Genomic DNA, 20,643 nt, shown 5'->3' on the forward strand with positions numbered 1-20,643 from the left:
CATCGCCGACCAGACCAACCTGCTGGCCCTCAACGCGGCCATCGAGGCGGCGCGCGCCGGCGAACAGGGTCGCGGCTTCGCCGTGGTGGCCGACGAGGTCCGCTCGCTGGCCTCGCGCACCCAGCACTCCACCGAAGAGATCCAGTCGATGATCGAGAAGGTGCAGAGCGGCGCGCGCCGTGCGGTCGAGGTCATGGAGAAGAGCTGCGAGAAGGCCGAGGCCGGGCGCGAGCAGGTAGCCGACGCCGGTCGCGTGCTGGAGCAGATCACCGCCGCCGTGGCGACCATCAACGACATGAACGCCATGATCGCCTCGGCGGCCGAGGAACAGAGCTCGGTGGCCGAGGAGATCAACCGCAACATCACCAACGTCAGCGAGATCGCCGAGGACACCAGCGACGCCTCGCGCCAGAACGTGGAAACCAGCCGCGAACTGAGCGCCCTGGCCAAGCACCTGCACGGCCTGGTGCAGCAGTTCAAGCTGTAAAGGCCGAGCCCGGGTCCGCAAAGCAGCAGTCCGTAGGGCGGTCATGCCAACGGCATGGCCGCCGTGGTGGTCAACGCATGCGTTGACCACCCTACCGCACTTGAGCTCGGTCCAGGCCGGCCGCTAGTCTGCCCTTCCTCTGTCTCAGGTCTGACCCGCATGCCGACCCATCGCCCCGTCACCGACGCCGACCTGTCCGCCCTCTGCGCCCTGCCCCGCACGCCGGAGGAGCTGTTCTACTGCTTCCCCAGGGCCGAATTCCCCCTCACGCCGGAGCAACTGCGCGCCGCCATCGAGCAGCGCAGCGATTCGACCGTGGTCGAACTGGACGGCCGGGTGGTGGCCTTCGCCAACTTCTACCAGTGGGCAGAAGGCGGCATCTGCGCCATCGGCAACGTGATGGTGGCCGCCGATGCGCGCCGGCGCGGTGTGGCCTCGTACCTGATGAAGGTCATGTGCGCCTTGGCCTTCGACAAGCACCGCGCCACCGAGGTGAAGGTGTCCTGCTTCAACGCCAATACCGCCGGCCTGTTGCTCTACCCGCGGCTGGGCTTCACGCCCAGCGCCATCGAGGAACGCCGCGACAAGGCCGGCGCGCCGGTGGCGCTTGTCCATCTGCGCCTGCCCCGCGACATTGCGCCGCAGGTCGACTGATCCTCCGCCACCGACTCCAGCGGGTAGAGTCGAGCCTGAGTCAACGTTCAGGATGCCCCCATGAAAACCATCGGCCTTATCGGCGGCATGAGCTGGGAATCGACGATTCCCTACTACCGGCAGATCAACGAAACCATCAAGGCGCGCCTGGGCGGGCTGCATTCGGCGAAGCTGGCGCTGTACAGCGTGGATTTCCACGACATCGAGCGCCTGCAGCAGGCCGGCGACTGGACGACGGCCGGCGCCCTGCTGGCCGATGCGGGCCGGGCGCTGGAACGGGCCGGCGCGGATTTCCTGGTGCTGTGCACCAACACCATGCACAAGGTCGCCGGGGATATCGAAGCGGCTGTCTCCATTCCGCTGCTGCACATCGCCGACCCGACCGCCGATGCCATCAAACGCGCCGGGCTGTCCAGGGTCGGCCTGCTGGGCACCCGCTTCACCATGGAGCAGGACTTCTACCGCCAGCGCCTGCAGCAGCACGGACTCGAGGTGCTGACGCCCGACGAGGCGGATCGCGCCGTGATCCACCGCGTCATCTACGAGGAGCTCTGCCTGGGACACATTCGCGGCAGCTCCCGGGAAGAGTACCGGCGCATCATGGCAGCGCTGGTGGAACAGGGCGCCGAAGCGATCATCCTCGGCTGCACGGAAATCTCCCTGCTGGTGGGCAGCGAGGATGCCCGCGTGCCGCTGTTCGACACCACCGCCCTGCATGCGCGCCGGGCGGCAGAAGCGGCGCTGGACTGACGCACAGGGGGCGGTATCATCGCCGCCCCTTTCGCCGCCGACTTCCCGCGCATGACCGACAACCCGCTCACCGAGCTTTACCGGGACGACTGGCTGCTGGCGGTGCACAAGCCCGCCGGGCTGCTGGTACACCGCAGCCCCATCGACAAGCACGAAACCGAATTCGCCCTGCAATACGCCCGCGAACTGAACGGCGGCGAGCACGTCTACGCGGTGCACCGGCTGGACCGCCCCACTTCGGGCCTGCTGCTGTTTGCCCGCGACCCGCACACCGCCAGCCTGCTCGGCCAGGCCATGATGGCCAACACCGTGCGCAAGACCTACCGGGCACTGGTACGCGGCTGGCCGCCGGAGTCCGGCCTGATCGACCACGCCCTCAAGGAACACGCCGTGGACAAGCGGCTCAAGGACGAACCCCAGCCCGTGCGCGACGCGCAGACCCGCTACAGCCGCCTGGCCACCACGCAGTTGGAGGTCGAGATCGAAGGCTTTCCCACCAGCCGCTACAGCCTGCTGCAGCTGCACCCACTGACCGGCCGCAAACACCAGCTGCGCCGCCATATGCAGCACCTCAGCCACCCGATCATTGGCGACACCAACTACGGCCGCACCCGGCACAACCACTACTTCGCCCAACGCTTCGGCTACAGCCGCTTGATGCTCGCCGCCACGGAGCTGCACTTCACCCACCCGGTCACGGGCGAAGCCATGCACCTGCAGGCGGATCCGAGTGAGGATTTTCAGCAGGTGGTGCGGGGGATATTCGAGGAAGGTGCGGCTGCGTAGGCGGTCAAGCCACGGCCTGGCCGCCGGGCGCGTGCATGTTTACCGATGATTAATGACAGTGGTATGGCTTGGAACCCGCATGACAGCATTGTCCCGGGGGCTGTCTTTCCGGCAGCCGCCGCCATGAGCGACAGCCGCAGAGGCAAATACAACGAGCGATAAAGCTAAAATTGTCCTCTTCATGGCAATGCCCATTTATTAGACATCAAGATGCAAGCAGACATCCTTACCGAAGGATTCAGATAACGCTGACTGCCGCGCATATCGTCTTGCAACCACTCTCATTTATTAGTTTTATTTTTCTCCATCGTTATCGTAAGCGCCTTTACGGCAATTGCCGCAACCAGCGCAGTAAAAAGCATACCGCACAGACCAATCAGTACAGCCAAAGTGCGCGTAAAAATTGTTTTCGGCGCAAAATCTCCATAGCCGATCGTCAATCCTGTCACAAATGAAAAATACAGCGACTCATGTATGGACCAGCCCTCACGCCAGCCAATAACGATTCCGAGCGTCACCATTAAACCGAAAAGAATCGAAAGTCTCGGCCACACAACCTTCAGACCGAAAAACAACGCACGCCAGAATCTTCTTCTCAACACACCAGGATTATTGTCCAATAATATAATCTCAACAAGATTGACTGATCCATATCGTAACGCCCAACGTACGGAGCCAAGGACCACCCCGTGATCGCAGCCTGTGGCGACAGAATAGACCTCGTTGAGCGCGGGCGTCCCAGTGAGCGAAGCGAACGATTTGAACTGCTTGTTATCCTAAAGACCCAAGACAAGCACTGCCAAGCTGAACGCCAGCGCAGCCGAGTAAAAGCAAACTGGCAAGCCCGCAATGAACGGAAGTTTCACGCACCTCTGCACGGCGCGTGCGCGACAACCCAGCGATGCCAGGGCGCAAGCCCGCACAGGCGATACGGCGGACCTGCTGCGAGCACCGAGGCTTCGCATGAACAAAAAGAATTAGCGGCCAATAAACCAACTTCCATATTGCCCAGACCGACCAGAAAGAATTCCGCATAACGTTTGAATTCACCGGACTGCGCGGCTTTTCGCGCAGGTCCGGTGGAATGATGGGTTAGCCGTATGTTACGACCACGCCAGCTTGGCCTGCCACGGAAACCCGCGAATGCCGTAGCGCCGAACTGCGGCATCGCCGAAGGATGCTTGGGAACAAAGGCTATTCCATTGTGCGCCAACAGGCGCACTAACTCCTGAGAGCCACTCACGGATATCGACTGCAAAATCTGGTGGGTTGTCATACATCATCCACAACTCGACGAGATCAACCTGCACAGAGGGGGCTGAGATATTGGAGCTGATAAAGGACTCCCATTCGGCGATGTAAGGCGCGCATTCAACACCCAAAGCTTGGGCCAGTGCGGTCCGTCGCGATGCATAGGTAGCTTTGGCTTTTACGGTGGAGGTGAAGAGCGTTGGGATGTTCTCAACGATTTGGTCGCCAGCGCCATTAGTGCATGCGACTGGCACGGTGGTTATATCATCTTGGTCAAACAGAGCAAGCCAAAGAATAGGAAGCTGATAGTTCGCCCCGAGCAGACAGGTATTCTCAATTTCTGCTGCGGTACGCGGGGCACCGGACTCGTGATTCATTAGGTATGTGCGATTGGCCACGCGGGTCTCCGTAGGCGGCTAACGACAAGCTTTGGGGCGGCTGGAGCGAAGCGTAAGCCGTCCCCGCCGCGATAGCGGTGACAACAGCGCCTGGTTATGCATTTTCGACCTCAATAAACCACTTGGGCTCCATGGCGTCGAAATCCTGACGGATATTGGATGCTAGGTAACTAGCCGAGTCCAACACAAATTGTTGACCTCCCACGCGCTTGAATACAACCCAGTGCCAGAAATCCTTGCCTTCTTCCTGATGGTGCTTGATAGACAACAATGCCAGATTGGGCAATGCCTCCCAAGATTCAAATGGGGTTTCATCCGCGGAAGTTTTGACACCTGCGCTCGACAACATACGCCGGACATACCCCGTATCCGACCACAACGACTTATCCGAAGCATGGATACCCATAGCATTGGCTACGGCCTTCATCTCTGAGTACGTCTTGCCCAGAATGTTGGCAACCGACGCGATTCCGCATCCCGTGGTTTCTTCCTGAACTACTGGCTCGAGCACTGACTCCCCCTTAATGCATAACGCCGCGCTCTGCGGCAAATTTGGAGCGCAGCGGAAAATTTGTCCGGCAGCAGCGCTTTGTTAACCATCGACTTCTTCATCCTTTACCTTGGCAAACTTGTTTAAACCTGCCTCTATTAGCCACTCATCTACCTCTTCGTCAGTCACATTCTTGTTCTTTCTTAGTGCGTTTACTACTGAACCGACTTCGAAGCTATGCTCAATTTGATCATTTTTACCGCATGCATTTATTATTTTTTGTATCTGCTCTTTGCTGTAATCGCCCGCATACCTTATGACAGTCGACGCAAAACTATTCGCTTGATCAAAACTTCGCGATTCAGAATACAACTCAATAATTCGATCACTTACTTGCGACGGCACAGTGAAATACAACGGTTCATCTAACTCTGCCCGAGTAGCTTTTCGCAACCTTTTCTCCGCGAAATTTTTCAGGTCATTTATTGAAAGAAAAACATCAATGTCATCAAGTTTTTCCTTAGGTAGATTTTCAACGTAAGACTGGAACTTTTGTCTGACATCTGCTGCAAAGTGAGACCAGCTATCTTCAACATGATGTATTAACAGGATAACTCTATCAAGGTTTTCAGCCTCCAATGACCGCACAATACTTGACAGCTTATCTGATAGAGTGATTCTGTAAGCATCTCGATGAATAACACCTATAGCATTAAGGGCTGTTGATAGCCTATATATTTCTTTGTAATCCTTGGCGTCATTGATCAGCTTTTTCAGCAGTACAATAGTAAAATTTCTTATTAGACTATCCCTTGCTTTCTTTAAGGGACTGCTTTCAAATGCCACAATAGCCTTTTTAATATCAGTTGGAAAATATTCAGATTCGACTTCTGAAGTTAAAGAATCTAGCGCATATTTTCCTTGCGCAGGCGGATGCTGAAGTAAATGCTCAACTGCTGATCTTATGTGCATTCTTGCCAGCTCAGCTGACGGGTTAAAGACCTCTCCGTCAGCTGTCATTGATGGATGGGCACATCTATTGCGATCTTCTTGTAATCGATCTAAGTCAATGAACTCCACAGGCGATATCAGCTCAAGCTTATCTCTACAAACAGACAATATATCTCTTTCAAATTTTAAAGAATTTGCAATATCGCCGATTCTTCGTGCCTTATCAAAGGCCTCAATTTGCTTTTCCGCTTCTTTATCTCCAGCGAGAGATAGCTCTTTCAATTTATCCAAAATATCGAAGGATACTGCAATCCATGTTGATACGATTGCAGAACGGAAAGCGCCAGCTTTATAACAGGCAACAGCTTCTCTAATGTAATTCTTAGCCTTTTGATCTCGGCACTTTAAAACAAGTTCGTCCAGATCAGATAGTGGAGATGCCACTTAAGTCTCCTCGACGGTTAACGATTAAGCTAAGGGGCGGGCTTTAGCCCGTCCCAGCGAACGGAGTGAGCGATTTGAGCGCATTGTTATGTGCCTACTCATCGTATTCAATGAAATCCCAAGGAATCTCTTTTTTGAAAATTTGAATAGACTCTTCCATTAGCTCAAGCGAAATTGAATCTTTGAACACAGTTACGGTTCGAGTTCTGTCCGTATCATCTCTGAAAATCTCAACGATTAATTCGTCATCTCGGTAGATTTCAACGCCGATCCCGTCTCGAGGATTCACATCGCTTGCGACTACAACTCTATCTTTAGGCAACGACATAAGCCTTCCTTTGGCACATAACGCCAACGTTTAGCGGCGCCCATGTAGCGCAGCGAAATGGGCGTCCGGTGTAGGGCCGGCAGGCCCGGAACGTACTACAACGACTTGTTAACCATACTTGATGGCTAGCAAAATTGCCGACACTGCTGCCGCAGCTAAAAACGGGGCCATGAGTATGAGCAAAGAGACTCGATACTCCTTTAGTGACTGATAAGTCCAATAGGCAGCAACAAAAAAGGAAGCCACCCCTACCCCGTGGGCCCACTTACCCGAAAACTCAGCGAGTCCCGTGCGCCCAAGTAGCGTCACATTGTCGAAATAGAATGCCACCGTACCGGCAACCAGGAACACGAAACTGAACAAACCATTAATGAATGACCAGCGCCGACGATAATAGCTAGCATCCCTGATGACTGGATCAAACTTCCACAATGCACGGCTCTCCAGATTGCCAGTGTGGTTAACGCCGCCAGCAGGGGCAGACAAAACGCGCAGCTGTTTGGCTGTCCCTCTGGCTGGCCTTGTTAAGCATTACCAACTGCAAGTTTCCCGAAGTGGTTTAATTGCATTCTCTAAACCAGCGGTATTAAAAATAGCTGTAACAGGACTCTCATTATAGGGAGTTACCTGAGCTACCAATTTTGGTGAAGTTAGCATTTCTTTTAAGAAGGGTATCGGTTTACGATGAAAAGATGCCTTTTTATCAGTGGACATACTCCACCTTTGCGTGACTGCTTTGTTATCGCCGACTCGCGTAAGTACGTCCGCTTCACTACCAAGATAATCATTCCACCCTATGTAAAGGTCTGTAGAATTACTTTGGCATCTTGCGACTAGAAAGACAGGATTACCCCATCTATTTTTGCCCGAATCCGCATCCAGGACTAATGTAACAGTCTTTGAGTCATCAATTGGGTTTACATCTACAGAGACTTTCCATTTTCCTTTGCCTTCTATAGACGTTGGCTGAACTTGCCGACCATCAAGATTTTTCTTTTTTGCCAAATTGTCAAAGCACTCTAAGCGAGCCAAGTCCCCGTCAATAACAGCGCATTTAGCGTATTCTTTATCGTCTATTGCTGAGATAGCTTGGCCAGAAAAGGCAAATACAGCTACCAATAGAATAATTTTCTTGAGCATACTTCGATATCTCCTTGTGATGCTTAACGCCGCCGGCAGGGGCAGCTTTATCGATAGTTCCGTGTATCAGCTCTTTAGTGCGGTCTAGCTTCATTTGTACAGTTAACAGTGATTAGATGGAATTCGGTGCTAATGGATAACGGGAGCGTTCCGTATAATTCCGCAGACCAGACAGCACCCACCAACAGAAAAACCTTTCAAAACAACAAGTTAACAACACCAAAATCCGGCTTAACGTATTCGCTTGAGCGCTGTCTAGCACGCAACCGGCAACCGGAAGCTACTAATTCGCCATCTCACTGTCTACTCCCAGTAAGCGCAGAGTCATGCCGACACAGCTCTTAGGCTGAACGGAAAGCCAGGCGCAGGATGGCCGCCGGCCGGCCGCCCTAGGGCTGCGGCCCGTGGGCTGAGTCGGGAGGAACGGGGAAATTGAATCGCGCCGGCCCATCAGGCCAGCGCACGTAGGCACCTGAATTAAGCGGTGGTCTTGCCTTCCACGTGGCGGGAGAAGTTATCCAGAATGGATTTCCAACCCGCACGCTGTTGCTCTTCCGAGTGCGTCTGCTCCGCTTCGAAGGTTTCCCGCACGGTGACGCCATTCGGCCCGGTGAGAAATTCCACCCGCAAGGTGCGCCCGCCAAACTCACACTCAATCAATTGATGGTGTTCGATCTTCGTATAGGTCCCTGCAAAATCGAACCCGGCACTGCCGTCCTTGGCTTCCATGCGTGATGAGAAGGTTCCGCCGACGCGAAGATCAACGCTCGCCCGGGTGGTATGCCAATCATCGGATGCGGCATTCCATTGGGTGATGTCTTCTGGAGTGGTCCATGCACTCCACACCCGTTCAATCGGTGCGCCCATGGCCTTCTCCAGCGCCAGCGCGCGGGGCCGGTGTTCGGCGCTCTGCCAGTCCTTGAAGAACGCGCCGAGGGCGTCGATGTAGGCGTTTTCCCGCTCGCTGCCGGCACCGAGCTGTTGGGCCTGGGACCAGGCGTTGGCGCCGGCCTGCAACGCCGGCGGGCTGGGCGGCCACGCGAGCGGATTGCCCATGGACATGATGGCGATGCCCCAGTGGGCCATGGCGCAGGTCGGGTCCTGCTCCAGCACCGTCGCGAAGGCCTGCTTGGCAGGATCGAACCAGAAGGAATGGAACAGGGCCATGGCCCGGTTGAAGGTGCGCTGCGCGGCCGGGGTGCAGGACACCTGGAAATTCACCTCGCCCAGTTGTTCGGGCGGTTCCCCTTCGTGCGGAGTTTGCGCCCCTGCCGCGCCGCTGAGGGCGGGCGAGAGCGCCAGCGTCCCTGCCCGTGCGATTGACCTGTGCATGGCGGCCTCCACGATAGGCTGAAAAAGGCCGCCGACTGGCCTTCCCTGTCACGACGACCTGCAAGCATTGGATGCCGGACAGCGAGAGGCCGGTGCTCAAGCGAGATCCCACGCATCGTGCGGTCCATACTGGCCAGAACCACTTGGAGGGTGCCGTCATGCATGTCTTGCGCTTGACTGCCGTCGTGCTCGGCGGCCTGCTGCTGATGGGTGGGTCGTTGTTCTCGCTGGCCGATTCGGACCGCGCCCGGGACACCCGCTCCAAACTGATGCAACACGACGAGCGCGGCCGGTATGGGCCGCACCCGCGAGGCTGGCATGACCCGCGCATGCAACGGGACTCTCGCTATCCGCAGCGTTACCGCTATTACCGCTACGAGGATCGCGTGTATGGGTCCGGACAATACCGCTACGATCACTCCCCCCAGGGAGACTGGTCCTATCCACGGGAGCGCCTGGATTGGGGGGTGCGCTTCTATCCGCACTCACCGTCCTTAGATACCCCGCGTGGATACCCGCCGCCCCGGCAGGTTGTTCCGGACAGGAACGACTTCCCGTCGCGCCACAACCCGCATCCGCCGGGTATCTACCGGCCGCTGCATGACAACGGGCTGCGGCTCCCCCCGCCGCGCTGAGGCATTCAGCTCGCCGACACCTGGTAATCCCGCGTGATGCAGGCTACCTGGACCGAATAGGACGCGTACCAGCGCTCGCGCCCGGCTTTCTGCGCCAGAAGATGTTCGGGATGCGCCTTCCAGGCCTTGATGGCGGCTTCGTCTGGCCAGTAGGACAACGCCACCTCGTTATCCCCTTCGCTCACGGCATGGAATTCAAGGCAACCGAACTCCGCAAGCGCCAGCTCGCGCATGCGGGAAGCGACACGGAAATACTCGTCGTCGAGCGCCCTGACCTTCGCGCGAAAGATGACAACGTACATGGGGCCTCCTTGCCTGATAGCGCCCGGTGGGCGAGAGAAGCGTAGCGCCTGAACGTCACCTGAAACGTCGGTACAGGGCAAGGCACAGGGCGGCCAGTGCAAACGCCAGGACTGCCAGCAGGGCATACACCTCGACGGCCTACTCCTTGAACGTTGCCGCACCGTCGAAATAGATGCCTTGCTCGTTATAGGGCAGTACGGCGCGAGCGTGACTCAGGTACGCCAGGAGGATGCCCAGCAGGCTGAACAACAGGCCGGCAGCCAGGGCCAGGAGAGAACCATGACGTTTCATAGCGCCTCGACTGCGGAAAATGAACGGAGCATAAAGGCTCCGTCATGGTTCAGGGTGCCGCGTGGCTCTACATCCAGCCCAGCCACTTCCACCAGGTCAGCGCCATCACCAGCATCAGCAGGTAGCCGACCAGGGTGAGCCACACGCCGGTACGCAGGAACTGCCGCGAGGTGAAGGTCTCGGTGCCGATGCAGACCATGTTCTGCGGGGCATTGATCGGCAGCAGGAAGCCGAAGCTCATCACGAAGCCGAGCAACATGCTCATGCCCAGCGCGTTGATGTCGCCGCCCAGCTGCTGCAGCAGGGCGATCATGATCGGCAGCATCGCCGAAGTCAGCGCGGTGGCGCTGGCGAAGCCGATATGGATGAGGATGAGGAACAGGCCGAGCACGGCGAACACCCAGAACGGCGACATGCCTTCCATGCCCAGGTTGTCCACCAGGCCGCGCGCCAGCCAGGAACCGGCCTGAGTGCCGAGCAGCGCGGTGCCGAGGCTGATGCCGACGCCGAAGACGATCACGGTGCCCCATGGCACGCGGTTCTGCGCCTCCTTCCAGCTCATCACGCCAAGGCCGGGCATCAGCAGCAGCGCCAGGCCGACCATGGTGACGGAAGCGGTATCAAAGCTGTGCAGCTTGCCTTCGGTGGCCCAGAAGGCCAGCAGGCCGAGGGTGATGGCCAGCAGCTTGCGTTCGCCGCCGCTCATGGCGCCCAGTTCGCGCAGGGAGTTGCGCACCGCGTCCCTGCCGCCTTCGATCTTGCCCACGCCCGGCGGCATCAGCTTGACGATGACCACATAAAGCACCACCGACATCAGGATGCTCCACGGCATGCCGGCGATCAGCCAGTCCATCCAGGTGACGGACTCGCCGAGCAACTTGTGCATGAAGCCGGTGGTGAGCAGGTTCTGCGCAGCCGAGGTCTGGATGCCGACGTTCCAGATGCTGGTGCCCTGCGCCACCAGGATCATCAGCGCGCCGGCGAAGGTGGAGCGCTTGTCCACACCGAAGGCGGCGATCACCCCCATCATGATCGGCACCACGCAGGCCACGCGGGCGGTGGCGCTGGGCACGATGAAGCTGAGGATGATGGTGACCAGGATGGCGCCGATCAGCACCCGGCGCGGGCTGGCGCCGACCTTGGACAGGGTGTAGAGCGCGATGCGCTTGTCCAGCCCGGTGTGGGTCATGGCCGCGGCGATGAACAGCGCCGCGGCCACCAGCGCAAGCGCCGAGTTGGCGAAGCCGGCCAGGGCCATGGCCAGGCCGCCCTTGGTGCCGATCAGCACCTCGGGGTTGGCCACCGTCGGCGCACTGCCGAGCAGGAAGGCCATCAGGCCGATGATCATGATGGCGCTGACTTCGTAGGACACGGTTTCGGTGATCCAGACGATGACGGCGAAGGCGAGGATGGCCAGCATGTACTGACCGGCCTGGGGCAGGCCGGGGAGCGGCGGCAGCAACGCGATCAGGCCGCCGGCCGCGATGGCCAGCAGCAGGCCCCAGGGCAGCCGGGCGCGAAGTTCGGTGAGGGTCATGGAGGGTCCTTGTAGGAGAGCATGCAGGTCGACCTGCGGATACCGGCGGTAACCGGTTCCGGCATGGCGCCGGGGGTGTCCCGGCTTGTTGTTGCGCCATTTTAGTGACCGACCGGTCGGCAAACCTTGCCGCAGAGCAATGCCCCGCCTCGACGCCTGTTGCCCTGGCTTCGGCAAATCGACACACTCTGCTGCGCTTTTTGCCACCCTTCCGGATGCTGCCTCGTATGCCGTACCGCGCCACTGCTCTGCTCCTTCTCACCGCCCTGCCCACCCTGGGGTTCGCCCAGGACTGCACCGACCGCGCCGAATGCTGGCCGGAAGGCAGCGCCATGCATACGGGTGTGCTGCTGGCCGAGGAATTGCGGACACTGGACGAGGAACTGGCCGTGGCTCACAAGGCGTTGATCGAGCAGGTGGGCGCAGCGCCGGTAACGGACGAGACGCCGCAGCCCGACGGCATGCTGACCCGTGCCCTGCGCGACCAGCAGAAGGCGTGGCTGCGTTATCGCGCGGGGGAGTGTCAGTTGATCGGTGCGCTGACCGGCGCCGGTGGCAGCTGGCCCAGCACCTACGCCACCGATTGCGAACTGAGCCTGGGCCAGCAGCGGCTGGAGGATGTGCAGGCGGCCCGAGAATGCATCAACGCGATCTCCGAGCAGGACCGCATCTTCGAACAGGGCGAATGCCTGCGCGACCTGGCGCCGATGGCGCGGGATCTGCCGATTCCGTGAAGAGGTCTCGGACCCCGAACCGTGGGAGCGAATTCATTCGCGAGCTTCTGGGTCGGCCTCAAAAGCTCGCGAATGAATTCGCTCCCACGAAGGGCACGCCTACTCCGCCGTGATGGGGATGTAGCCCGGCAGGGCTGCCACCCGCTGCAGCCAGGCCCGGATGGCCGGGTAGTTGCTCAGGTCGAAACCCGATTCCTCGGCCAGCGAGGTGAAGGGATACAACGCCACGTCGGCGATGGAGCAGGCGTCACCGACCAGGAACGGGGTGCGCTTGAGCTGCTGCTCCATCACGTCGAGGGCGTGGTAGCCGTCGTAGCACTTGGCCTCGTACTCCTCGCGGCAAGCGTCGGGGTTGCCCTCGAACACCTTGATATAGCGGGCCCGCGACAGGTACGGCTCGTGGCTGTACTGCTCGAAGAACTGCCACTGCAGCACCTGGGTGCGCAGGCGCGGATCACTGGGCAGGAAGGTGCTGCCATCGGCCAGGTAGTTGAGGATGGCGTTGGATTCCCACAGGTTGGTGCCATCCTCCAGCTGCAGCACGGGAATCTTGCCGTTGGGGTTGATGGCCCGGAAGGCCTCGGAGCGGGTCTCGCCGCTGGTCAGATCGACCGGCACCCATTCGTAGGGCCGGTCGAGCAGGTGCAGCATCAGCTTGACCTTGTAGCAGTTGCCCGAGCGGTGATCCCCGTAAACCCTGAACATCTCGCAATACTCCTCACACGGCTATGAGTTGGCGGCCTGGGCTTCCCGAACCACGCCGGCCAGCCGGCGCAGGCCCTCACCCAGGCGCTCCGGCGCCACATGGCTGAAGTTCAGTCGCATGTAACCGGGATTGCTGTCCGGGTCGATGAAGAAGGCCTCGCCCGGCATGAAGGCCACATCCACGGCCAGCGCCTTGTGCATCAGCGCACGGGTGTCGATCGGGTTCTTCAGCTTCAGCCAGAAGAACAGACCGCCCTGCGGCATGTTCCAGTCGGCCAGTTCGCCGAAGTGCTCTTCCAGCGCCTTCTGCATGGCATCGCGGCGCACCCGGTAGAAGCTGCGCAGCTCGGCCAGATGGCGCTGGAATTTCTCGGTGCCCAGCCACTGCGCGGCCTGCCACTGGCCGATGCGGTTGGTGTGGAGGTCGGCAGCCTGCTTGAGACGCAGCAAGTGCGGGAACAGCTCCTTGCTGCAGATCAGATAGCCCACGCGCAGCCCCGGCAGCAGCGTCTTGGATACGGTTCCAGTGTAGATCCAGCCGGTTGTCTTCAGGCGGCTGGTGATCGGTGCAGCCTTGTAGTCATCGAACACCAGTTCGCGGTAGGGCTCGTCCTCCACCAGGGTGACGCCGAACTCGTCCAGCAGAGCCGCCACCGCGTCGCGCTTGGCTTCGCTGTAGCGTACCGCCGAGGGGTTCTGGAAGGTGGGGATCAGGTAGGCGAACGCCGGCTTGTGGTTTTCCAGGCGCTGGCGCAGGGCCGCGATGTTCGGGCCGTCGGCTTCCTGGGGCACTTCCAGGCACTGGGCGCCGAACAGCTGGAAGGACTGCAGCGCGGCCAGGTAGGTGGGCGATTCAACGAGGATCTCGGTGCCCGGGTCGACATACAGCTTGGTGACCAGGTCCAGCGCCTGCTGCGAGCCACAGGTGACCAGCACCTGCGACGCCTCGCAGTCCAGGCCCAGCGAGCGGGCCTCGGCGGCGATCAGCTCGCGCAGCTCCGGTTCGCCCTCGCTCATGCCGTACTGGGACACCGAGGCCGGCATGGCGCTCCAGTCCACAGTCGGCAGCATGGGCTCGGCAGGCAGGCCACCGGCGAAGGACATCACTTCCGGACGCTGTGCAGCGGCGAGGATTTCGCGGATGAGGGAGCTCTTGAGACGAGAAATGCGTTCGGAAAAAGCCATTGATGTCACCGGGGCGATAGGCAGAGAATTGGGTCAAACCTGTTGACCTGAAAATTACGCCTCGGCTCGCGAAAACGTCAATATGACTGACCTAAAAAAAAGCACCGGCCAGCGACAGATCATGGAAGCCTTCTTCGGCGCCTACCGGGCCTTCACCGCCAAGCCGGACGAAATGCTGGCGCGGCGGGGCCTGTCGCGGGTGCATCACCGCATCCTGTTCTTCATTTCCCACCAGCCGGGGTTGAGCGTCAGCGAGCTGCTGATCCGCCTGGGCGTGACCAAGCAGGCGCTGAACATCCCGCTGCGCCAGCTGGTCGAGATGCAGCTGGTGGAGAGCGCCCCGGCCGCCGACGACAAGCGCAAGCGCTTGCTGGCGCTGACCCCGGAAGGCGCCAAGCTGGAGCAGAAGCTGCGCCAGGAACAGATCCGCACCCTGCAGGCGGTCTTCGGCGAGGTCGGCGAAGAGGCGGTTGCCGGCTGGCTGCGCGTCAATCAGGCTCTGGCCGAGAAACTGCCGGGCTAATCCCTTTCCACGACGAGGTTCGCCATGGACGCGCCTTCCCTGCGCTCCGCGCACTTCCTGCGCGACAGCTCCCCTTCCGCCGTGGTGGCCGGCTTCATCGCCATGCTCACCGGCTACACCAGCTCGCTGGTATTGATGTTCCAGGCCGGACAGAACGCCGGGCTGAGCGCCGGGCAGATCTCCTCGTGGATCTGGGCGCTGTCGATCGGCATGGCGCTGTGCTGCATCGGCCTGTCACTGCGCTACCGGGCGCCGGTGATGATCGCCTGGTCGACGCCCGGGGCCGCGCTGCTGATCAGCAGCCTGCCGGGCGTGCCGTACGGCGAGGCGATTGGCGCCTACATCCTGGCGTCCGCGCTGATCGTGCTGATCGGCCTGACCGGCAGCTTCGACCGCCTGATGCGCCGTATCCCCGCCTCCCTCGCCGCCGCCCTGCTGGCCGGCGTGCTGTTCAGGATCGGACTGGAAATCTGCGTGGCGGCCGAGCAGCAGCCCGCGTTGGTGCTGGCCATGCTGCTGGCCTACCTGTTCGGCAAGCGCTGGCTGCCCCGCTACGCCGTCCTGGCGGCGCTGCTGGTGGGCAGCGGCCTGGCCGGCGCGCTGGGGTTGCTGGATTTTTCCGGTTTCGAGCTGCGCCTGGCGGTGCCGGAATGGACCCCGCCGCAGTTTTCCCTGGGCGCGGCCATCAGCATCGGCATTCCGCTGTTCATCGTCGCCATGGCCTCGCAGAACCTGCCGGGCATGGCGGTGCTGCGTGCCAACGGCTATGACGTGCCCGCCTCGCCGCTGCTGACGGTCAGCGGGCTGGCCTCGGTGCTGCTCGCCCCGTTCGGCTCCCACGGCATTCATCTGGCGGCCATCAGTGCGGCGATCTGCGCCGGGCCGGAAGCCCACGAGAACCCCGCCCGCCGCTACACCGCCGCCGTGTGGTGCGGGATCTTCTACGGCATCGCCGGGGTCTTCGGCGCCACGCTGGCGGCGCTGTTCGCCGCGCTGCCGGCGGCGCTGATCCTGTCCATCGCCGCCCTGGCGCTGTTCGCCTCGATCATCGGCGGGCTGACCCAGGCAATGAGCGAGCCCAGCGAGCGCGAGGCGGCGCTGGTGACCTTCCTGGTCACCGCCTCGGGCATGACGCTGTTCTCCGTGGGTTCGGCATTCTGGGGCATCGTCGCCGGGCTGCTGACCCTGGCGATCCTCAAGGGCGGGCGGCGGCGCTGAGCTCCGTTTCCAGGGTGCGGCGAATCTCCGGCCAGTCGCGGTCGGTGATGCTGTAGAGGATGCTGTCGTCGAGCCGGCCATCCGCCAGCCGGCGATGGTTGCGCAGCTGGCCCTCGCGCCGGGCGCCGAGCTTCTCGATGGCGCGCTGGGCGCGCAGGTTGCTGGCGGCGGTCTTGAGCTGCACGCGGACCATTTCCCACTGCTCGAAGGCCTGGCGCAGCATCAGGAACTTGATGGCCGCGTTCAGGCCACTGCCGTGCCGGTCCTCGGCCAGCCAGGTGCCGCCGATTTCCACCGCCGGCAGTCCGGGCATGAAATCGAAGAAACGGGTAGTGCCAACCAGGGCGTGATCCTGCCGCACGGCATAGATCACCGCCTGCCCTTCACGCTGCTCGGCCAGCCCCTGGCGATACCAGTCGGGGCGTAGCGGGCCGTTCATGTAGATCAGCGACTGCCGATTGGCTTCGGCCAGGCTCAGCAATTCCACAAGGTCCGCTTCAGCGAGGGGTTCCAGGCACAGGGCTCCGCGTCGCAGGGTGACCGGCTGGGGTTTGAACATCTGCACGACTCTCCGATGTGAGGCCTTGACGATAGCCAAGCGGTAAATCCGCCGTGCCCACCGAGGCGTACGACCACAAGAAACACAGCGATTATGCAAAGCCCGTCACATTTCCGCCGTGCCGTCCGTCCCCCTGCGACCTTGGTCGCAACGATCGGTGCCCTTCGCGGTCTTTCTGCGAGAATTCCCCTCCGTATCCTTTCTTCTTTCGGCGCAGGCAGGCTTGTAAGGTGTGGTCGCCTGGTGGGCGCCGCCGCCAGACGATCGAAGTCCCGCCTCGCTTTTCGGAGTCTGCATGTCGTTGTCCCCCGGGCTGATTGCCTTCATCGCCTTCGCGTACCTGGCCCTGCTGTTCGCCATCGCCTTCTACGGTGATCGCCGCAAGACGCCGCTGTCGCCGCGCATGCGCGGCTGGGTGTACAGCCTGTCGCTGGCCGTCTACTGCACCAGCTGGACGTTCTTCGGCGCGGTGGGCCAGTCCACCGAGCAGCTGTGGGCCTTCCTGCCCATCTACCTGGGGCCGATCCTGCTGCTGCTGTTCGCGCCCTGGGTGGTGCAGAAGATGGTGATGATCTCCAAGCAGGAGAACATCACCTCCATCGCCGATTTCATCGCCGCCCGCTATGGCAAGTCGCAGACCCTGGCCATCGCCATCGCGCTGATCTGCCTGGTCGGCGTGCTGCCCTATCTGGCCCTGCAGCTGAAGGCCATCGTGCTGGGCTTCGACCTGCTGATCGGCGCCGACCCGGCGGAGTACGACCTGCGCACCCAGGACACCGCACTGCTCGTCTCGCTGGTGCTGGCGCTGTTCGCCATCCTGTTCGGCACCCGCAGCCTGGACGTCACCGAGCACCACCGGGGCATGATGCTGGCCATCGCCTTCGAATCGCTGGTCAAGCTGCTGGCCTTCCTGGCGGTGGGGGTGTTCGTCACCTTCGGCCTGTTCGACGGCTTCACCGACCTGTTCGAGCAGGCCAAGGCGTCGCCGGAGCTCGAAGCGTTCTGGCAGGAAGAAGTGAATTGGCCGGCGATGCTGGTGCAGACCTACCTGGCGATGGTGGCGGTGGTCTGCCTGCCCCGCCAGTTCCACGTCACGGTGGTGGAGAACAACGCGCCCCAGGACCTGACCCTGGCCCGCCGGGTGTTCCCGCTGTACCTGATTCTCGCCGCCCTGTTCGTGCTGCCCATCGGCCTGGCCGGGCAACTGCTATTGCCGTCCGACATGCAGCCGGACTCCTTCGTGATCAGCCTGCCGCTGGCGCAGAACAACCCGACCCTGGCGGTGCTGGCGTTCATCGGTGGCGCCTCGGCCGCCACCGGCATGGTGATCGTCGCCAGCGTGGCGCTGTCCACCATGATCTCCAACGACATGCTGTTGCCCTGGCTGCTGCGCCGCAAGGAAGAGGAGCGCCCGTTCGAGGCCTTCCGCAGCTGGATGCTCACCGCCCGCCGGGTGAGCATCGTGGTCATCCTGCTGCTGGCCTATGTCAGCTATCGCCTGCTGGGCGCCAATACCAGCCTGGCCACCATCGGCATGGTGTCCTTCGCCGCCATCGGGCAACTGGCCCCCGCCATGCTCGGCGCCCTGCTGTGGAAGCAGGCGAACCGCCGCGGCGTGTTCGCCGGGCTGATTGCCGGCTCGATCATCTGGTTCTACACCCTGGTGCTGCCGCTGGTGGCCGGCGGCCTCGGCTGGTCGCTGGAGCTGTTCCCCGGCCTGGAGACACTGCTGCACTTCCCGCTGTGGATCGACGTGGACCCACTGACCCGTGGCCTGGTGCTCTCGCTGATCGGCAACTTCCTGCTGTTCGCCCTGGTGTCGCTGTTCTCCCGTACCCGGGTGCTGGAGTACTGGCAGGCCAGCCGATTCATCGGCCAGGAACTGCACCGGCCGAGCAGCCGCGCGCTGCTGGCGGTGCAGGTCAGCGACCTGCTGGCCCTGGCCGCCCGCTTCGTCGGTGTGGAGCGCGCCGAGCAGAGCTTCATGCGCTTCGCCATGCGCCAGGGCAAGGCGTTCAATCCGTCCGATGCCGCCGACGAGGCCTGGACGGCGCACACCGAGCGCCTGCTGGCCGGCGTGCTGGGCGCCTCCTCCACCCGCGCGGTGGTCAAGGCGGCCATCGAGGGCCGCGACATGCAGGTCGAGGATGTGGTGCGCATTGTCGACGAAGCCTCGGAGGTGCTGCAGTTCAACCGCGCGCTGCTGCAGGGCGCCATCGAGAACATCACCCAGGGCATCAGCGTGGTCGATCAGTCGCTGCGCCTGGTGGCCTGGAACCGCCGTTACATCGAGCTGTTCGGTTATCCCGAGCACCTGATCCATGTCGGCCGGCCGATCGCCGATGTGATCCGCTACAACGCCGAGCGTGGCCTGTGCGGCCTGGGCGACCCGGAAACCCACGTGATCAAGCGCCTCTACTGGATGCGCCAGGGCACGCCGCACACCTCCGAGCGGCTGTTCCCCAACGGCCGGGTGATCGAGCTGATCGGCAACCCGATGCCCGGCGGTGGCTTCGTCATGAGCTTCACCGACATCACCGAATTCCGTAAGGCCGAGGCGGCGCTCAAGGAAGCCAACGAGGGCCTGGAACAGCGCGTGGCCGAGCGCACCCGCGAGCTGTCCGAGCTGAATGAGGCGCTGATTGCCGCCAAGCGCAACGCGGAGACCGCCAACCAGTCCAAGTCGCGCTTCCTGGCCGCGGTCAGCCATGACCTGATGCAGCCGCTCAACGCCGCGCGACTGTTCTCCGCGTCGCTGGCCCACTCTGGACAGAGCCTGCCGGCCGAAGCCCGCGAACTGGTGCAGCACCTGGACAGCTCGCTGCGCTCGGTGGAGGACCTGATCAGCGACCTGCTGGACATTTCGCGCCTGGAAAGCGGGCGCATCACCCCGGATCGCCAGACCTTTCCGATCAGCAGCCTGTTCGACACCCTGGGCGTGGAGTTCCGCGCGCTGGCCCAGGAACAGGGCGTGGACCTGCGCATGCGCAGCAGCCGCCTGCGCATCGACAGCGATCCCAAGCTGCTGCGCCGCGTGCTGCAGAACTTCCTCACCAACGCCTTTCGCTACGCCAAGGGCGAGGTGCTGCTCGGCGTGCGTCGCCAGGGCGATCAGGTGCGCCTGGAGGTGTGGGACCGCGGCCCGGGCATCCCCGAGGACAAGCGCCAGGAGATCTTCGAGGAGTTCAAGCGCCTGGACAGCCACCAGACCCGCGCCGAGAAGGGTCTGGGCCTTGGCCTGGCCATTGCCGACGGCCTGTGCAAGGTGCTCGATCACCGTATCGAGGTGCGCTCGTGGATCGGCCGCGGCAGCGTGTTCAGCGTCACCGTGCCGCTGGCGCGCAAGACCGAGCCCGCACCCCGCGTCGGCGCCTTCCAGCCGGACACCGGCAATCTGAGCGGTGCGCAGGTGCTGTGCGTGGACAACGAGGAAAGCATCCTGCTCGGCATGCGCAGCCTGTTGTCGCGCTGGGGCTGCCAGGTGTGGACGGCCCGCAACCGCCAGGAGTGCGAGCAGTTGCTCAAGGACGGCAGCAAGCCCCTGCTGGTGCTGGTCGACTACCACCTGGACGGCGGTGTCACCGGCATCCAGTTGATGAGCTGGCTGCGCAGCCGCCTCGGCGAGCCGATCCCCGGCGTGGTGATCAGCGCCGACAGTCGCCCGGAACTGGTGGCCCAGGTGCATGGTTCCGGCCTCGACTACCTGACCAAGCCGGTCAAGCCCGCCGCGCTGCGCGCGCTGATCAGCCGGCACCTGCGCCTGCGCTGACCACGCCGGCACGGCGAGTCTGCGGTGCTTTGGTGGATCGATGGAGCGCGATCCACCCTACGTCTGCGGCAGTTCCGTAGGATGGACAACGTTTTCCTTGCCCACCACCGCGCCGGCACGGCGCGTCTGCGGCGCGTTGGTGGATCGATGCAGCGCGATCCACCCTACGCCTG

22 protein-coding genes are annotated in these 20,643 nt (G+C 61.7%); 9 read left to right on the top strand and 13 right to left on the bottom strand.

The features are described from left to right. The 4 genes from AS93_RS18935 to AS93_RS18940 form a co-directional block, all read left to right on the top strand. On the top strand, positions 1-487 hold a 487-nt coding region (locus AS93_RS18935), incomplete at its 5' end, for a methyl-accepting chemotaxis protein (RefSeq protein ID WP_037008725.1). 159 nt (positions 488-646) lie between these two features. Then, the gene (locus tag AS93_RS0107855) at positions 647-1,141 is read left to right on the top strand and encodes a GNAT family N-acetyltransferase (RefSeq protein WP_027590106.1); all 495 of its coding nucleotides are present in this window, start codon (positions 647-649) and stop codon (positions 1,139-1,141) included. A gap of 60 nt (positions 1,142-1,201) precedes the next feature. Beyond that, positions 1,202-1,891 (top strand): aspartate/glutamate racemase family protein, encoded by a 690-nt coding sequence (locus AS93_RS0107860; RefSeq protein WP_027590107.1) that lies wholly within the window; start codon positions 1,202-1,204, stop codon positions 1,889-1,891. A 51-nt stretch (positions 1,892-1,942) separates the two neighbouring features. Next, positions 1,943-2,677, top strand: coding sequence for a pseudouridine synthase (locus tag AS93_RS18940; protein WP_037008727.1), 735 nt, complete (start codon positions 1,943-1,945; stop codon positions 2,675-2,677). Between the two features lie 281 nt (positions 2,678-2,958). On the opposite strand, the gene AS93_RS20195 is transcribed toward AS93_RS18940, so the two are convergent. The 7 genes from AS93_RS20195 to AS93_RS21080 form a co-directional block, all read right to left on the bottom strand. Next, on the bottom strand, positions 2,959-3,297 hold the full coding sequence (locus AS93_RS20195) for a potassium channel family protein (protein WP_234703321.1): 339 nt from the start codon (positions 3,295-3,297) through the stop codon (positions 2,959-2,961). 483 nt (positions 3,298-3,780) lie between these two features. Continuing rightward, complete coding sequence (locus tag AS93_RS20200; RefSeq protein ID WP_074467555.1) at positions 3,781-4,326, bottom strand: hypothetical protein; 546 nt, start codon at positions 4,324-4,326, stop codon at positions 3,781-3,783. Positions 4,327-4,420: 94 nt separating this feature from the next. After that, complete coding sequence (locus AS93_RS0107870) at positions 4,421-4,837, bottom strand: hypothetical protein (protein WP_027590108.1); 417 nt, start codon at positions 4,835-4,837, stop codon at positions 4,421-4,423. A gap of 81 nt (positions 4,838-4,918) precedes the next feature. Beyond that, positions 4,919-6,211 (bottom strand): hypothetical protein, encoded by a 1,293-nt coding sequence (locus AS93_RS20205; RefSeq protein WP_081798246.1) that lies wholly within the window; start codon positions 6,209-6,211, stop codon positions 4,919-4,921. Between the two features lie 94 nt (positions 6,212-6,305). Continuing rightward, complete coding sequence (locus AS93_RS0107880; RefSeq protein WP_027590109.1) at positions 6,306-6,539, bottom strand: hypothetical protein; 234 nt, start codon at positions 6,537-6,539, stop codon at positions 6,306-6,308. Between the two features lie 531 nt (positions 6,540-7,070). After that, positions 7,071-7,679 (bottom strand): type VI secretion system-associated protein TagO, encoded by a 609-nt coding sequence (locus AS93_RS20210; RefSeq protein ID WP_081798247.1) that lies wholly within the window; start codon positions 7,677-7,679, stop codon positions 7,071-7,073. Positions 7,680-8,156: 477 nt separating this feature from the next. Then, complete coding sequence (locus tag AS93_RS21080) at positions 8,157-9,011, bottom strand: SRPBCC family protein (RefSeq protein WP_256214721.1); 855 nt, start codon at positions 9,009-9,011, stop codon at positions 8,157-8,159. A gap of 158 nt (positions 9,012-9,169) precedes the next feature. Here AS93_RS21080 and AS93_RS0107890 point away from each other — a divergent pair, with 158 nt between their 5' ends. Further along, a complete protein-coding gene (locus AS93_RS0107890; protein ID WP_155956121.1) occupies positions 9,170-9,646 on the top strand; it encodes a hypothetical protein in 477 nt (158 codons plus the stop codon). Between the two features lie 5 nt (positions 9,647-9,651). Here the strand turns inward: AS93_RS0107890 and AS93_RS0107895 are convergent, their stop codons facing one another. The 3 genes from AS93_RS0107895 to AS93_RS0107905 form a co-directional block, all read right to left on the bottom strand. Then, a complete protein-coding gene (locus AS93_RS0107895) occupies positions 9,652-9,948 on the bottom strand; it encodes an antibiotic biosynthesis monooxygenase (protein WP_027590112.1) in 297 nt (98 codons plus the stop codon). A 139-nt stretch (positions 9,949-10,087) separates the two neighbouring features. Beyond that, positions 10,088-10,240, bottom strand: a complete 153-nt coding sequence (locus tag AS93_RS20575) for a hypothetical protein (protein WP_155956122.1) — start codon at positions 10,238-10,240, stop codon at positions 10,088-10,090. 67 nt (positions 10,241-10,307) lie between these two features. Next, positions 10,308-11,777 carry a DASS family sodium-coupled anion symporter gene (locus tag AS93_RS0107905; RefSeq protein ID WP_027590113.1) on the bottom strand — a complete coding sequence of 490 codons (1,470 nt, stop codon included), beginning with the start codon at positions 11,775-11,777 and terminating at the stop codon, positions 10,308-10,310. A gap of 227 nt (positions 11,778-12,004) precedes the next feature. On the opposite strand from AS93_RS0107905, the gene AS93_RS19920 reads away from it, so the two are divergent. Beyond that, a complete protein-coding gene (locus AS93_RS19920; protein WP_051587389.1) occupies positions 12,005-12,511 on the top strand; it encodes a lysozyme inhibitor LprI family protein in 507 nt (168 codons plus the stop codon). Positions 12,512-12,610: 99 nt separating this feature from the next. Here the strand turns inward: AS93_RS19920 and AS93_RS0107915 are convergent, their stop codons facing one another. Then, positions 12,611-13,216: a glutathione S-transferase family protein gene (locus AS93_RS0107915; protein ID WP_027590114.1), complete on the bottom strand. Its 606-nt coding sequence runs from the start codon at positions 13,214-13,216 to the stop codon at positions 12,611-12,613. Positions 13,217-13,237: 21 nt separating this feature from the next. Continuing rightward, positions 13,238-14,401, bottom strand: a complete 1,164-nt coding sequence (locus AS93_RS0107920) for a PLP-dependent aminotransferase family protein (protein ID WP_027590115.1) — start codon at positions 14,399-14,401, stop codon at positions 13,238-13,240. An 82-nt stretch (positions 14,402-14,483) separates the two neighbouring features. Here AS93_RS0107920 and AS93_RS0107925 point away from each other — a divergent pair, with 82 nt between their 5' ends. Together AS93_RS0107925 and AS93_RS0107930 are read left to right on the top strand one after the other, a co-directional pair. After that, the gene (locus AS93_RS0107925; protein WP_027590116.1) at positions 14,484-14,924 is read left to right on the top strand and encodes a MarR family transcriptional regulator; all 441 of its coding nucleotides are present in this window, start codon (positions 14,484-14,486) and stop codon (positions 14,922-14,924) included. A 24-nt stretch (positions 14,925-14,948) separates the two neighbouring features. After that, positions 14,949-16,142, top strand: a complete 1,194-nt coding sequence (locus AS93_RS0107930) for a benzoate/H(+) symporter BenE family transporter (protein WP_027590117.1) — start codon at positions 14,949-14,951, stop codon at positions 16,140-16,142. On the opposite strand, the gene AS93_RS0107935 is transcribed toward AS93_RS0107930, so the two are convergent. After that, complete coding sequence (locus tag AS93_RS0107935) at positions 16,120-16,701, bottom strand: GNAT family protein (RefSeq protein WP_027590118.1); 582 nt, start codon at positions 16,699-16,701, stop codon at positions 16,120-16,122. The genes AS93_RS0107930 and AS93_RS0107935 overlap by 23 nt on opposite strands. A gap of 295 nt (positions 16,702-16,996) precedes the next feature. On the opposite strand from AS93_RS0107935, the gene AS93_RS0107940 reads away from it, so the two are divergent. Beyond that, the gene (locus AS93_RS0107940; RefSeq protein WP_027590119.1) at positions 16,997-20,470 is read left to right on the top strand and encodes a PAS domain-containing hybrid sensor histidine kinase/response regulator; all 3,474 of its coding nucleotides are present in this window, start codon (positions 16,997-16,999) and stop codon (positions 20,468-20,470) included. Positions 20,471-20,643 lie beyond the last annotated feature (173 nt).

It is taken from the genome of Pseudomonas sp. RL (genome assembly GCF_000647775.1).
Classification (GTDB): Bacteria; Pseudomonadota; Gammaproteobacteria; order Pseudomonadales; family Pseudomonadaceae; genus Serpens; species Serpens flexibilis.